This is a genomic window from Enterobacter sp. RHBSTW-00901, assembly GCF_014103115.1.
Taxonomy (GTDB): domain Bacteria; phylum Pseudomonadota; class Gammaproteobacteria; order Enterobacterales; family Enterobacteriaceae; genus Enterobacter; species Enterobacter cloacae_P.
On record NZ_JABXPB010000001.1, the window covers coordinates 494,452 to 507,122 of the forward strand.

At 51.5% G+C, this 12,671-nt stretch carries 15 protein-coding genes; 7 read left to right on the forward strand and 8 right to left on the reverse strand.

Annotation, left to right across the window (positions count from 1 at the left end; genetic code table 11):
* Positions 1–21: 21 nt before the first annotated feature.
* Positions 22–936 carry a bestrophin family protein gene (locus HV318_RS02550; RefSeq protein WP_182271409.1) on the forward strand — a complete coding sequence of 305 codons (915 nt, stop codon included), beginning with the start codon at positions 22–24 and terminating at the stop codon, positions 934–936.
* Here HV318_RS02550 and HV318_RS02555 read toward each other — a convergent pair.
* A complete protein-coding gene (locus tag HV318_RS02555; RefSeq protein WP_182271410.1) occupies positions 924–1,472 on the reverse strand; it encodes a GNAT family N-acetyltransferase in 549 nt (182 codons plus the stop codon). The two genes, HV318_RS02550 and HV318_RS02555, sit on opposite strands and share 13 nt — an antisense overlap.
* A gap of 118 nt (positions 1,473–1,590) precedes the next feature.
* Here HV318_RS02555 and HV318_RS02560 point away from each other — a divergent pair, with 118 nt between their 5' ends.
* On the forward strand, positions 1,591–2,034 hold the full coding sequence (locus HV318_RS02560; protein WP_182271411.1) for a GNAT family N-acetyltransferase: 444 nt from the start codon (positions 1,591–1,593) through the stop codon (positions 2,032–2,034).
* Between the two features lie 77 nt (positions 2,035–2,111).
* Here the strand turns inward: HV318_RS02560 and tam are convergent, their stop codons facing one another.
* Together tam and HV318_RS02570 are read right to left on the reverse strand one after the other, a co-directional pair.
* The gene (tam, locus tag HV318_RS02565) at positions 2,112–2,870 is read right to left on the reverse strand and encodes a trans-aconitate 2-methyltransferase (RefSeq protein ID WP_182271412.1); all 759 of its coding nucleotides are present in this window, start codon (positions 2,868–2,870) and stop codon (positions 2,112–2,114) included.
* Positions 2,871–2,952: 82 nt separating this feature from the next.
* Entirely contained in the window at positions 2,953–3,537 is a 585-nt protein-coding gene (locus HV318_RS02570; protein ID WP_182271413.1) for an NUDIX hydrolase, read from the reverse strand.
* A gap of 86 nt (positions 3,538–3,623) precedes the next feature.
* Here HV318_RS02570 and HV318_RS02575 point away from each other — a divergent pair, with 86 nt between their 5' ends.
* Positions 3,624–4,376, forward strand: a complete 753-nt coding sequence (locus HV318_RS02575) for a DeoR/GlpR family DNA-binding transcription regulator (protein ID WP_182271414.1) — start codon at positions 3,624–3,626, stop codon at positions 4,374–4,376.
* A gap of 138 nt (positions 4,377–4,514) precedes the next feature.
* On the forward strand, positions 4,515–5,051 hold the full coding sequence (locus tag HV318_RS02580) for a dihydrofolate reductase family protein (RefSeq protein ID WP_182274513.1): 537 nt from the start codon (positions 4,515–4,517) through the stop codon (positions 5,049–5,051).
* A gap of 321 nt (positions 5,052–5,372) precedes the next feature.
* Here the strand turns inward: HV318_RS02580 and namA are convergent, their stop codons facing one another.
* On the reverse strand, positions 5,373–6,449 hold the full coding sequence (gene namA / locus HV318_RS02585) for an NADPH dehydrogenase NamA (protein ID WP_182271415.1): 1,077 nt from the start codon (positions 6,447–6,449) through the stop codon (positions 5,373–5,375).
* Positions 6,450–6,562: 113 nt separating this feature from the next.
* Here namA and HV318_RS02590 point away from each other — a divergent pair, with 113 nt between their 5' ends.
* Positions 6,563–6,961: a winged helix-turn-helix transcriptional regulator gene (locus tag HV318_RS02590; RefSeq protein ID WP_182271416.1), complete on the forward strand. Its 399-nt coding sequence runs from the start codon at positions 6,563–6,565 to the stop codon at positions 6,959–6,961.
* Between the two features lie 38 nt (positions 6,962–6,999).
* On the opposite strand, the gene HV318_RS02595 is transcribed toward HV318_RS02590, so the two are convergent.
* Positions 7,000–7,884: a LysR substrate-binding domain-containing protein gene (locus HV318_RS02595; RefSeq protein ID WP_182271417.1), complete on the reverse strand. Its 885-nt coding sequence runs from the start codon at positions 7,882–7,884 to the stop codon at positions 7,000–7,002.
* Positions 7,885–8,013: 129 nt separating this feature from the next.
* Here HV318_RS02595 and HV318_RS02600 point away from each other — a divergent pair, with 129 nt between their 5' ends.
* Together HV318_RS02600 and HV318_RS02605 are read left to right on the forward strand one after the other, a co-directional pair.
* On the forward strand, positions 8,014–8,781 hold the full coding sequence (locus tag HV318_RS02600; protein ID WP_182271418.1) for an alpha/beta fold hydrolase: 768 nt from the start codon (positions 8,014–8,016) through the stop codon (positions 8,779–8,781).
* Positions 8,782–8,921: 140 nt separating this feature from the next.
* On the forward strand, positions 8,922–9,080 hold the full coding sequence (locus HV318_RS02605; RefSeq protein ID WP_182271419.1) for a hypothetical protein: 159 nt from the start codon (positions 8,922–8,924) through the stop codon (positions 9,078–9,080).
* A gap of 64 nt (positions 9,081–9,144) precedes the next feature.
* Here the strand turns inward: HV318_RS02605 and arsC are convergent, their stop codons facing one another.
* The 3 genes from arsC to arsA are packed head-to-tail and all read right to left on the reverse strand — an operon-like array spanning position 9,145 to position 12,670.
* Positions 9,145–9,570 carry a glutaredoxin-dependent arsenate reductase gene (gene arsC, locus HV318_RS02610; RefSeq protein WP_182271420.1) on the reverse strand — a complete coding sequence of 142 codons (426 nt, stop codon included), beginning with the start codon at positions 9,568–9,570 and terminating at the stop codon, positions 9,145–9,147.
* A gap of 12 nt (positions 9,571–9,582) precedes the next feature.
* Positions 9,583–10,872, reverse strand: coding sequence for an arsenite efflux transporter membrane subunit ArsB (gene arsB, locus HV318_RS02615; protein WP_182271421.1), 1,290 nt, complete (start codon positions 10,870–10,872; stop codon positions 9,583–9,585).
* A 46-nt stretch (positions 10,873–10,918) separates the two neighbouring features.
* On the reverse strand, positions 10,919–12,670 hold the full coding sequence (gene arsA / locus HV318_RS02620) for an arsenite efflux transporter ATPase subunit ArsA (RefSeq protein WP_182271422.1): 1,752 nt from the start codon (positions 12,668–12,670) through the stop codon (positions 10,919–10,921).
* Between the last annotated feature and the right edge of the window lies 1 nt (position 12,671).

Genomic DNA, 12,671 nt, shown 5'->3' on the forward strand with positions numbered 1-12,671 from the left:
TTTACTTTCCTGAAGCTGACTATGATCGTTCGTCCTCAACAGCACTGGCTACAACTCATTTTTGTCTGGCACGGTTCCGTATTACCCAAAATCTATACCCGGCTACTGCTTAACTTCCTGCTTTCCATCGCCGTGATCGTGATGTTGCCGTGGTATACCTCGTTAGGTATCAAATTTACCGTCGCACCGTTTAGTATTCTTGGCGTGGCTATCGCGATTTTTCTTGGCTTCAAAAACAACGCCTGCTATTCGCGCTATGTCGAGGCTCGCCAGCTTTGGGGGCAACTGATGATAGCGGCGCGTTCGCTGTTTCGCGAGGTAAAAAATACGTTACCCGACGATCCGCATCTGGGGGAGTTTGTCCGTCTGCAAATTGCCTTTGCGCACTGTCTGCGCATGACGCTTCGCCGTCAGCCCCAGGCCGACCGGCTTTCCGGTTATCTTTCAGCCGCGCAGTTACGCAAGGTAATGGAGGCCAACTCTCCGGCAAACCGCATTTTGCTGATCATGGGGGAGTGGCTGGCGGTAAGACGTCGCGAAGGCCAGCTGTCCGATATTTTGTTCCACAGCCTGAATAATCGTCTGAATGACATGTCAGCTGTGCTTTCCGGCTGCGAGCGTATCGCCACAACACCGGTACCATTTGCCTACACGCTGATCCTGCACCGCACGGTGTATTTGTTCTGCATCATGCTGCCGTTTGCGCTGGTTGTTGACCTGCACTACATGACGCCGTTCGTCTCTGCGTTGATTTCGTATACTTTTATTTCGCTCGATACGCTGGCAGAAGAGCTGGAAGATCCGTTTGGTACAGAAGATAACGACCTGCCGCTGGACGCCATCTGTAACGCAATGGAACGCGATCTGTTACAGATGAACGATGAAGATGCGATACCTGAGCGACTTATGCCGGATAAGCATTATCAGCTGACATAACGGGCGTTCCACTCTTCACGGGTGATCTCCCAGAGCCCGGAATCCAGCAGTCCGCTCACGTACGCTTTCTTTTCCGTCCTGATGAGCCGCATGCCGCTACTGGCTGAAATACGCTGTGAGCGGCTGTTGGCTACCGCTTTCGGGGCGCGCAACACCGGTTTATTCAGCGTATTAAACCAGTAGTCCGTTGCCGCAATGCTGGCCTCACGCATATATCCCTGCCCCTGAAACTCGGGGGCCAGCCAGAATCCACGGTTGTTATCTTCCACATCGTACAGGCAGATAATCCCCATCAGCACTTCCGGGGCTTCACGCCGCCGGATGCTCCAGAACCAGGCAATACCTTTTGCCATATCCGGCAGTGCAACATTGTTAACGTAATTCTCTGCGCCATTTTCCGGGTAGGGCCAGGGCACGGAGGAGACCATATAGCGGACGATTTCCCAGCGTGGATAGAGTTTCTGGATCTGGACTGCATCTTCAGCAACCAGCGGTTGCAGCAATAAACGTTCTGTCGTTAGTGCAGGTATCGTCATCCGTGGTTCTCCTTTTTTAAGCGTTATGCTTTGGTTTGCCTTCTGCTATTTTCATCATTACCACAAATGTCTCCGGTGTGCTGTCATTCCTTCACGACTAAAATTTGCAGAGGTAACAATGGCGATAACGGTAAGAGCTTTACGCGCAGAAGATTATTCACAGTGGCGTCCGCTTTGGGACGGTTACACCCATTTTTATGACTGTGAACTCGATGAGTCCATCACTGCATCGACATGGGAAAGGGCGCTGGCGACGACTCATTCGTCTCTGTTTTGCCGGGTTGCGGAAATGGACGGCAAGGTTGTGGGTTTCGCCATGTGCATTCTGCACGAAGGTACTTGGTCGACAGCGCCAGTTTGCTATCTGGAAGATCTGTTTGTCGATGCCGCAGTACGCGGCGCTGGAGCCGGGCAGGCATTAATCGATGCCCTGATGGCAGAAGGCAAGCGAGAAGGGTGGGCAATACTCTACTGGATGACCCGGCAGAACAATCCCGCACGTAAACTCTATGACAAATTTGCTGAAGCCGACGATTACGTTCGTTACCGCATTTCGCTGTAATGCTTTCCAGCGTATGTAGCCTGACGAAGGTAATGATGACCAGCAGTTGCAGGTCATCCAACAGGATTAAAAACGCCTCATGGCTGACGTTTAGCAATGATAAACAGCCGTGGAAAAGCCAGCAGTATCTGCCCGTTTTCCTGGAGCGGATACTGCTCTTCCAGCAGTTCATGGTAACGCTTCAGAAAATGTTTCTGTTCGCTCTCGTTGAGTTCCTGTAACCACGGACGCAGACCGGTGGCACTGACCCAGTCAATAATGGCCTGATGCGAACTCATTTTGTGAAAATAGGTGGTCCGCCAGATATCCACATCGCAGCCCGCATCCGTAAGAATATCGTAATACGCATGCACCCCAGGCAGAGGTTCGCGGCCGCGATCGGGATAACCTTGTTCATAGGCGACTTCACGCATGGCGATGTGCGTGGGTTCGAGCCAGTTATCGGGCATCTGTATCGCCAGCACGCCGTTTAAGTGGAGCAAAGAAACGAGGTGCGGCAGGAGATCGTAATGGTCAGGAACCCATTGTATCGACGCATTGGCGTAAATCAGGCTGAGCGGTTGAGCAGGTTTGTACCGCCGAATGTCTGCCTCGACAAAGTGACAGTCTGGAAAGGTGCGACGTGCTTCTTCGAGCATCGCCGGCGAGTTATCCACGCCAGTAATGTGTGCCGAAGGCCAGCGATGCTTTAACAGTGCAGTACTGTTTCCTGGCCCGCAACCTAAATCAACCAGAGATGACACCTCATCCAGTGAAATCCGGGCGAGCAGTTCAGCGGCAGGGCGTGTACGTTCGGCAGCATATTGAAGGTAAAGAGAAGGATCCCAGTCAGCCATTTTGCCTCTCCATTTTGCATTATTCAGCAAGAATAGCACAGCCAGACACCTGCGCAGTGGCAGGCATCTGAAGTTGTGAAGGTTACAGAATTCCTTTCAGAGCAATATGGTAAAGCAGCATGATGGTCTTACCGTCGACTATCTTACCGGTTTCAATTCCCCGTAATGCTTCTGCCAGCGGTAACTCCAGCACCTGAATATCTTCACCTTCGGCTTTGATGCCTCCTCCGTTACCCGACCGATCCTGCGGATGGTACTCAGCGATATAAAAATAGAGTTTTTCCGTGACGGAGCCAGGGCTCATATAGGCTTCAAAAACCTTTTGAACGCAGGTGACCTTAAAACCGGTTTCTTCTTCTGCTTCCGCTTTAATACGGCTTTCCGGATCCATGTTATCGAGCAGTCCGGCTGCGGCTTCGATCAGATCGTCTTCATGGCCATTGATAAAAACAGGGAAGCGGAACTGGCGAGTGAGGATCACCGTTTTTTGGTCGCGGTTATAGAGCAGAATGGTTGCCCCGTTACCCCGATCATAAACTTCACGGCTCTGTCGCTGCCATTCACCATCACTGCGTTGCTGGTCGAAGGTATATTTTTTGAGGATGTACCAGTTATCAGACAGTGTTTCATTCGCGATAATGCGTATATCTGCACGTTTTGATTGCACGTTTGTTCCTCCTTTCGTAGAGTAACTATCATAAGCAGCAATATCGTGCATATTCAAGATAAAACATGCAATATCAGGAATACATCATGCTCACCAGCCAGCGAAAGCAGTTAATCCTCGAAAAATTACAGGCAGAAGGTCAGGTTCAGTCGAAAGCGCTCAGCATGCTTTTCACGGTTTCTGAGGATACGATCCGTCGTGACTTACGTGAGCTGGCGGCAGAAGGGCGTTTACTACGTGTACACGGTGGCGCGCTGCCGTCATCTTCGGCGATTGCACCATTTGCAGAACGGCAGTCTCTGAAAATGGATGCGAAAAAAAGGGTCGCTCGTAAAGGCGCACAGCTTATTTCTCCGGGCCAGGTGGTGATCATTGATGGAGGGACAACCACATCGGAACTGATTACGTTCTTACCCTCTGACCTGAATATTACCGTGGTGACGCACAGCCCGGGTATCGCGCTGGGGTTGGTTAATCATCCTGCCATTGAGGTTATCCTCATTGGTGGGCGTTTATACAAACATTCGATTGTGACGGTTGGTGCGGCGGCCATTGAAGGCATTGGTAATATTCATGCGGATCTCTTTTTCATGGGGGTCACAGGGATCCACCCGGATACCGGACTTACCACCGGTGATTTTGAAGAAGCGTGCATCAAACGCGCATTTTCCGGCAGAGCCGCAGAGACCGTAGTTCTTGCTTCACCGGAAAAAATTAATTCGGCATCATCGTTTGTGATTGGTGATTTGTCGCTGGTTAATACCATTGTTGTGGAAGACGATACTGATAAAGCCTGGATAAACGCGATAACGGGAAAGGGGGTGTCGGTGGTGATGTAAGCCTACCCGTTTTAGTTCCACGCACTGTTGAGATGTGACGTATGATGCCAGGATGTCGGTATGTACGGCGAGGGTGGGGCGGTTCACCAACATCACCTGACTCAACTTGATAGATGCAACCTGAATACGGAGCACCAGATGGTCACTACACACGTTTTTATCGCGGCCAGTCTTGATGGCTACATCGCCCGGCAGGATGGAGATATCGACTGGCTGTTGCAGCGCGATGACCCGGCAGAAGATCACGGTTACGCAGAGTTCATCGCGGACAAAGATTGGATCGTTATGGGCCGGGGAAGCTATGAGAAGGTGCTGACCTTTGCTGAGTGGCCTTATGACCTGCCCGTGCTGGTGCTCTCCCGGCAGCTAACCGATCCCCCCGTGCCCGAGGCGCTTAAGGGAAAAGTGCAGTTCTCCCGCCGCGCACCAAAGGAGGTGATTGAGGATCTGGCGGCACAGAACGTACATCGCGTCTATATCGATGGCGGCCAGTTGATACAGTCGTTCCTGCGTGAGGGGCTGGTCGCTGATATCGTTATCACTACCGTTCCTGTCCTGCTCGGTTCAGGAAAACCGCTGTTCGGAAATCTGCTCCAGGATGTCGATTTGACGTTATTATCAAGCCGCAGCTTCCCTTCGGGTCTGGTGCAGTCGCACTATCGGGTGATGTCATAAACAGACATCCAGAGGATGCTAATTTCCGGTCAAAGCTTCTTTCCGAATTGACTGTCACACACTGATATCTGGACGTTTTTTGGATCAACAACCTTACCGCATGCGGTAACAAAGGCGCTACGCAGCACTTCTCCACTTTCTTTATCAGATAAAACAATATGAGGTGTGTCGTGCAGTATATTTTTATGTCCCCACTCCATCATAGATATAAGAAAACCCCCGCGTCATCATGCAGGGGTAACAGGGAAGCACTTCCGTTTTAATTATGAGGGCTACAGCAAAGGGTCTCCTGGTACAGATGGGCTGACTGAGCAGCCCCGGTTATTGTTCTACCGTGCTGTTCAGTTCAGCTGCCGGCAGTCGCGGCTGCGAACGCTGCCAGCCTGAACCATAGCGGGTGTACTGTGCCGGGACCGGAAGGGCAACGTTCAAATTATCTGCTGCAGTACGTGCCCAGAAAGGGTCTTTCAGCATATCACGCCCAACCAGAACGATATCAGCACGGCCGTTTTGTAGAATTTCTTCTGCCTGCCGGCCCGTTTCAATCAGACCTACAGCCCCGGTTTTAATATCCAGTTCCCGGCGCAGCAGCTCAGCAGCAGGGATCTGATAACCTGGATAAGTGTTAACCGGTACCATCGCAATACCGCCGGTCGAACAGTCAATCAGATCAATACCCTGTTCTTTCATCCACTTGCCGTAGATCAGGAAATCTTCCGGGCGGTTTCCGCCTTCAACATAGTCGGTTGAAGAGATACGCAGGAACAATGGACCTTTCCACTCGCTGCGCACGACATCGATGACTTCACGCACAATGCGGTAGCGGTTTTCGTGGCTGCCGCCGTACTCATCAGTGCGCTTGTTCGCCAGCGGCGACAGGAACTGATTCAGCAAATAGCCGTGGGCACCGTGGATTTCAATCACGTCGAAACCTGCTTCATGCGCACGGCGTGCCCCCTGACGGAATGCCTCCACGACTTCTTTGATCTGATCAATACTCATCGCCTGCGGCACGCGGGACTCAGGTGTAAATGGGATTGCAGATGGCGCAATGGATGGCAGCTCAATACCCAACTGGCGACCAGCATGGCCGATTTGTGCACCGGCTTTTGCGCCAAACCGGTGAATGGCATTCGTCACGCGGGACAAACCTTCAACGTGGCTGTCATCCCAGATACCAATGTCGCCAGGGCCAATTGGGCCGTTTGGCAGTACAGAAGCGGTTTCCAGCATGATCAGGCCAGCTCCACCCAGGGCGCGCGCACCGTAGTGAATAACGTGGAAATCATTAACGTGGCCGTCATCAGAAGCCGAGTGCATACACATCGGAGACATGGCAATACGGTTGCGGAATTCAACACCATTGATAGTGATAGGTTCAAAAAGCAAAGCTGACATTTCTACTCCAGAAAGTGGTTGATATTTAGCCCGCTAAAAGTACCATACGATGATAATTTGTTTATACACTAAAAAAATGCACATACTTACCAAAAGGTAACCATGATGTTTTTATGAAAAAATTACGTAACTACGATTCGGCTCCTGGATGTTCAATGGAAGCCGCACTGCATATCATGGGCGGGAAATGGAAAGGGGTGATCCTTTATCACTTGTTTAAGGATGGGACGCTTCGTTTTAGTGAACTCCAGCGGTTTTTAACCAGCATCAATCAGCGGCTACTGACAAAACAGCTGCGCGAGCTGGAAGAGGATGGTCTGATTATTCGCAAGGTTTACCCTGTCGTTCCGCCAAAGGTTGAATACTCACTTAGTGACGAAGGCAGAGAACTGAACAAGCTGGTTCTGGATCTGAGTATCTGGGGTAGAAAGTGGCTTGAACGTCGCGGTCTTAAAACGGCTGTTGAAGAGGATATCGAGGAGCTGGAGAAAGTCCTCGGCTATCCGAAGTGAGAAAGAAGCCGCTCAGACCGTGCCGTCCTGCCTGACATTTAACGGCTAAAATGGGTGATGCAGAAATCGATAAAACTGCGCAAACGCGGCGTCATTCTCCTGTCCTGTGCATAAAGCACATGGACCGGCCGGCCTGGCAGTTCATAATCCGGTAGTATCCGTACAAGTCGCCCGGCGGCGATGTCCGCACTCATTAGCGGATACGGCTGCATAATTATTCCCAGTCCTGAGAGGGCGGCCGCAAGCAAGGCTTCGCTGTTGTCCGTTTTAAACCTGCCAGTTACGGGTACCGAGACGTGTCCGTCAGGTCCTTCAAATGTCCATTCCGTCCGCATCGACGTGTGGGTAAAGATCAGGCACTGGTGCTGCATCAAATCCTGCGGCACAGAGGGCCTTCCAGCCTCTTCGAGATAGGCTGGCGCAGCACAAATAACCATCTGATAGGGTGCAAGAGCTCTTGCAAGCAGCTGGCTGTCCGGCAGTTCCCCTGTACGAAATACGGCATCAAAGCGCTCTTCAACCAGATCAACAGTCCGGTTCGACAAACATAATTCGAGTGAAACTTCCGGGTTTTGTTTGAGATATTCCGGCAGCTTCGAGGCAAGCAGCTGGCTGCCAAAGGTGATTGGCGCGCTGATCCTAAGATTGCCACGGGGGATTGCCCGGGTTTCAGAAATCAGGGTTTCCGCTTCTTCCATTTCAGCCAGAATAATTTTCGCTCTTTCATAAAAGAGAAGGCCGCTGTCCGTCAGGCTCTGGGTTCGGGTCGTACGGCTGATGAGCTTAATACCGAGATTTTGCTCAAGCGTGCGTAACTGCTTACCCGTCAACTGAGACGACTGGTTCAGTACTTCCGCGGCGGCAGAAATGGAGCCTGATTCGACCACTCTTATGAATGTCTGCATGCAGGTTAAACGATCCATTAGAAACCTTATGTTTCAGGTTATGGTTATTTTAGTAAATTTATCGCACTACGTTTTCAATGTACATTGCCTGTTAACTTAGCTCGCTGAAGCGGTGAGTATTCGATAACTAACAAAGGCGTACCTGACATGAAAAATCTGTCCCTTTCCTTACTGATGGCTGCATCCATGAGCGGTTCAGCTTTCGCATCTGCTGCTGACGTTAAAGCACCGAAACCAACGGTTGTGCTTGTACATGGCGCATTTTCAGATGGTTCAACATGGAATAAGGTCATTCCCCGGCTTGAGGCCGAAGGGCTGAATGTTGTAGCCGTGCAAAACCCACTGACTTCCTTTGCTGAAGATACCGCCACAACCCGCCGCGCGCTCGCACGAGTTAAAGGGCCGGTTGTGCTGGTCGGCCATTCCTATGGTGGTGCAGTCATTACGGAAGCTGGCGCAAAAAATGAGAACGTTAAGGCGCTGGTCTATGTTGCAGCATTCGCGCCGTCGGCTGGAGAATCTGTGAGTGATTTAACCAAAGATTATCCGGTTCCATCAGGTTTCAGTCATATAGATGCTGATGAGGCGGGTTATCTGAAGCTCACCCCTGAAGGTGTTGCCAGGCACCTGGCGCAGGATGTTACTGCTGAACAGGCAAGCCTGATGTATGCCACTCAGGGCCCAACTAACGGCGCAGTATTTGGAGAAAAAGTTAACGTCGCAGCCTGGGAAAATAAACCTTCCTGGTATATCGTCAGCGAGCAGGATCACATGCTCGATACTGATTTACAGAAGGCGATGGCGAAGAAAATTCATGCAACGGTGACTTCCCTGAACGCCAGTCATGCCCCACATATTTCTCAGCCAGATGCGGTAGCAAACGTAATTCTACAGGCGGTCAGCTCTCTGAAATAATCAATTCATCGTCGGCTTTTAATCATTTCACGAAGAAAATAAAGGGAACAGTAAACGCTGCTCCCTTTTTATGCTTTGAGCATGACGTTATTTTAAGCGTCACTAAAATTACCCAGAGTAAGAGAGAAGGGGAATATCAGGTGTGGCGACGCAGCCGTTTTATGTCGCTGAAAGAGACATGTGAGGCGCTGGAAGTTGCCTGCAACAATGCGCAGGGCTGGGACACGATTGAGCCGCTGGTCGAACGTGTGCTGGAAGAGATGGAACAGTTTAATGAGTGGCTGGCACATCAGGAGTGAGGCGTCAGCATATTTTTTGCAGAACGGCCGACGATCAATAAGGGGGCAATCGCCCCCTTCATTTTTATTTCAGTCTCTTGCCGGTATCATCAACAACTTTCTCGCCATCTTCCTTTGCGAAAGCCCCTTTCTGTGCATCTGGGAGGATATCCAGCACCACTTCGGAAGGGCGGCACAGACGCGAGCCCAACGGTGTCACCACAATCGGACGGTTAATCAGGATCGGATGCTGCAGCATAAAGTCGATTAGCTGATCGTCAGTAAATTTATCTTCCGCGAGTCCCAGCTCTTCATAGGGCTCAACATTTTTACGTAGCAGTGCCCGTACAGTGATCCCCATATCGGCAATGAGTTTAACCAGTTCATCGCGTGACGGTGGGTTCTCAAGGTAATGAATTACCGTTGGTTCAGTACCACTGTTGCGGATCATCTCCAGTGTGTTACGCGACGTACCGCAGGCCGGGTTGTGATAAATAGTGATGTTGCTCATATCTGTATCTCATTACAAAGTGAAAGAGAGACGTAGCGCCAGTGCGACCAGCGTTACAAACAGCACAGGCAGAGTCATGATAATTCCGGTGCGGAAATAATAGCCCCAGGTGATCGTCATATTCTTCTGTGAAAGTACATGCAGCCAGAGCAGTGTTGCCAGGCTACCAATAGGGGTGATTTTCGGGCCCAGGTCGCAGCCAATCACGTTGGCATAAACCATCGCTTCTTTGATAACGCCAGTTGCCGTGCTGCCATCAATCGAGAGCGCGCCAACCAGCACGGTAGGCATGTTGTTCATGATGGAAGACAGGAACGCCGTCAGGAAGCCAGTACCCAACGTCGCGGTCCAAAGCCCTTTATCCGCCAACATGTTCAGCACACCTGAGAGGGATTCGGTTAGCCCGGCGTTCCGCAGCCCATAAACCACCAGATACATCCCCAGTGAGAAGATAACGATCTGCCAGGGGGCACCATGCAGCACTTTGCCGGTGTTAATGGCATGACCTCGTTTCGCCACGGCAAACAGAATTACCGCCCCAACTGCCGCAATTGCGCTAACGGGAATACCGAGCGGCTCGAGGACGAAGAAACCAACCAGCAGAAGAATCAAAACAATCCAGCCAGTGCGGAATGTAGCCGGATCTTTAATTGCTTTTGCCGGTGTCTTAAGGAGCGCCAGATCGTAAGCCTGTGGGATATCCTTGCGGAAGAACAGATGCAGCATAGCAAGCGTGGCAACAATGGCGGCAATATCAACCGGAACCATTACCGACGCATATTTGGTGAATCCCAGACCAAAGAAATCCGCTGAAACGATATTCACCAGGTTCGACACGATAAGCGGCAGGCTGGCAGTATCGGCAATAAACCCGGCAGCCATAACGAATGCCAGTGTCGTGCTTTTACTGAAGCCTAATGCCAGCAGCATGGCAATAACGATGGGTGTCAGAATTAACGCCGCGCCATCGTTGGCAAATAATGCAGCCACCGCAGCACCGAGCAAAACAATATAGGTAAACAGCAGGCGGCCACGACCATTTCCCCAACGGGAAACGTGCAATGCAGCCCATTCGAAAAAGCCGGATTCATCGAGCAGCAGGCTGATAATAATCACGGCAATAAACGTTGCCGTCGCGTTCCAGACGATATTCCACACCACCGGGATATCACTTAAATGTACAACGCCAGAAATCAACGCCAGTCCCGCACCCAACATTGCACTCCAGCCGATCCCTAATCCCTTCGGTTGCCAGATAACCAACACAATGGTCAGGACAAAAATAGCACCTGCCAGTAACATACATCCTCCTGACAGGGCGGCAGAGCCGCCCTGTATATACAAAAAATTAACTCGTCAGCTCTCTGAGTTTTTTGATACCGGCAGGCTCAGACGCCAGTACCGGAACGAGCGCTATACGGTCAGCGTGCTGTTGCTTAACGGCCTCAATCTGAGGCTGTTCCTGCCGGGCGCGCAGGCAAAGCAACGGAGAACGCGTATCCGCAATGGAAAGGCAGTTATTGATAATCCAGCCCCACGGATGGATCCCCGCTCTTTCGAGATCGGCCTGCAGGTTCGCCGCTTCCAGCACCGGTGTGGTTTCTGGCAGCGTAACCAGTAGCACTTTGGTTCTGTCCGGGTCCTGAAGCTGCATCATTGGGGTAGTAAAATGACCTTTATTCCCCATTTTTTTAGCAATCTCGCGGTGATAGGCCCCGGTTGCGTCCAGCAACAACAACGTGTGCCCCGTGGGAGCCGTATCCATCACCACAAACCGCTTACCGGCTTCGCGGATCACGCGGGAGAAGGCCTGGAACACGGCAATTTCTTCGGTGCAGGGGGAACGTAAATCTTCTTCCAGCAGGCGTTTCCCCGCGTCGTCCAGGTCTTTCCCCTTCGTCTCAAGAACATGCTGGCGATAGCGTTCGGTTTCATCGTGGGGGTTGATCCTGCTGACCTGCAGGTTATTCAGGCAGCCGTTTAGCGTGGTACTGAGATGCGCGGCAGGATCTGAGGTTGTGAGATGCACATCGAACCCCATATCCGCCAGCCTGACGGCGATAGCAGCAGCCATCGTGGTTTTACCGACGCCACCTTTGCCCATCAGCATAATCAGGCCGTGTCCATCGCGGGCGATTTCATCAACCAGGTCAGAGAGTGACGGATTTTCAGGTCGGTAAGCTATGTTTTGTTCAGGGCGTGAATAAGCCTCAGAACGGACATCAAGCAGTCCTTTTAATGCGGACACGCCAACCATGTTCACCGGCTGCAGGAACAGAGTATCTGTCGGCAATTCTGATACACCAGCGGGAAGATTTGCCAGCGCCTCCTGTTCCCGTTGCCATATCGCAGCCGCTAATACGTCATGTTCTGCTTCGGCTGCAGGTAAAACACCATTAATAATCAGATACTGGTTTTTCAGGCCAATCGTAGCCAGCTCTTCATGGGTGCGGGCGACTTCCTGCAGCGTTGATTTTTGCAGCCGTGCAACCAAAACAAGCCGGGTACGTTCAGGATCTGATAACGCCTCAACCGCATGAGCGTACTGCTCACGTTGCTTTTCCAGCCCAGCCATCGGGCCGAGGCAGGAAGCACCGTCCGGGTTACTTTCAATAAAGTTACTCCAGGCTCCGGGAAGCTGGAGGAGGCGGATAGTGTGGCCCGTTGGTGCAGTATCAAAAATGATGTGATCAAAACGCGTCAGCAGAGAAGCGTCCGTCAATAAGCCAGTGAATTCATCGAACGCCGCAATCTCAGTGGTGCATGCTCCCGAAAGCTGCTCGCTGATACTGTTAACAACATCCTCGGGCAGAAGACCCTTGACAGGATCAACGATTCTGGCCCGATATTGCTGGGCGGCTTCCTGCGGGTCGATCTCCAGTGCGGAAAGTCCGGGAACTGCAGTCACAGGGTGAATAGTATTACCGATAGTCTGATCGAATACCTGGCCGACATTGGAGGCAGGATCGGTACTGACCAACAACACACGCTGACCTTGTTCTGCCAGGCGGATAGCCGTCGCACACGAAATGGAGGTTTTGCCCACTCCTCCCTTACCGGTAAAAAACAGGTAAGGTGGGATATTCTGTAAGAATTTCATA

Bases quoted from the DNA above. Each gene is read 5' to 3' on its own strand.
- HV318_RS02550 (WP_182271409.1), top strand. From the start codon at position 22: ATGATCGTTCGTCCTCAACAGCACTGGCTACAACTCATTTTTGTCTGG.
- HV318_RS02580 (WP_182274513.1), top strand. From the start codon at position 4,515: ATGGTCACTACACACGTTTTTATCGCGGCCAGTCTTGATGGCTACATC.
- HV318_RS02560 (WP_182271411.1), top strand. From the start codon at position 1,591: ATGGCGATAACGGTAAGAGCTTTACGCGCAGAAGATTATTCACAGTGG.
- namA (WP_182271415.1), bottom strand. From the start codon at position 6,449: ATGTCAGCTTTGCTTTTTGAACCTATCACTATCAATGGTGTTGAATTC.
- arsC (WP_182271420.1), bottom strand. From the start codon at position 9,570: ATGAGCAACATCACTATTTATCACAACCCGGCCTGCGGTACGTCGCGT.
- arsA (WP_182271422.1), bottom strand. From the start codon at position 12,670: ATGAAATTCTTACAGAATATCCCACCTTACCTGTTTTTTACCGGTAAG.
- tam (WP_182271412.1), bottom strand. From the start codon at position 2,870: ATGGCTGACTGGGATCCTTCTCTTTACCTTCAATATGCTGCCGAACGT.
- HV318_RS02575 (WP_182271414.1), top strand. From the start codon at position 3,624: ATGCTCACCAGCCAGCGAAAGCAGTTAATCCTCGAAAAATTACAGGCA.
- arsB (WP_182271421.1), bottom strand. From the start codon at position 10,872: ATGTTACTGGCAGGTGCTATTTTTGTCCTGACCATTGTGTTGGTTATC.
- HV318_RS02595 (WP_182271417.1), bottom strand. From the start codon at position 7,884: ATGGATCGTTTAACCTGCATGCAGACATTCATAAGAGTGGTCGAATCA.
- HV318_RS02555 (WP_182271410.1), bottom strand. From the start codon at position 1,472: ATGACGATACCTGCACTAACGACAGAACGTTTATTGCTGCAACCGCTG.
- HV318_RS02590 (WP_182271416.1), top strand. From the start codon at position 6,563: ATGAAAAAATTACGTAACTACGATTCGGCTCCTGGATGTTCAATGGAA.
- HV318_RS02600 (WP_182271418.1), top strand. From the start codon at position 8,014: ATGAAAAATCTGTCCCTTTCCTTACTGATGGCTGCATCCATGAGCGGT.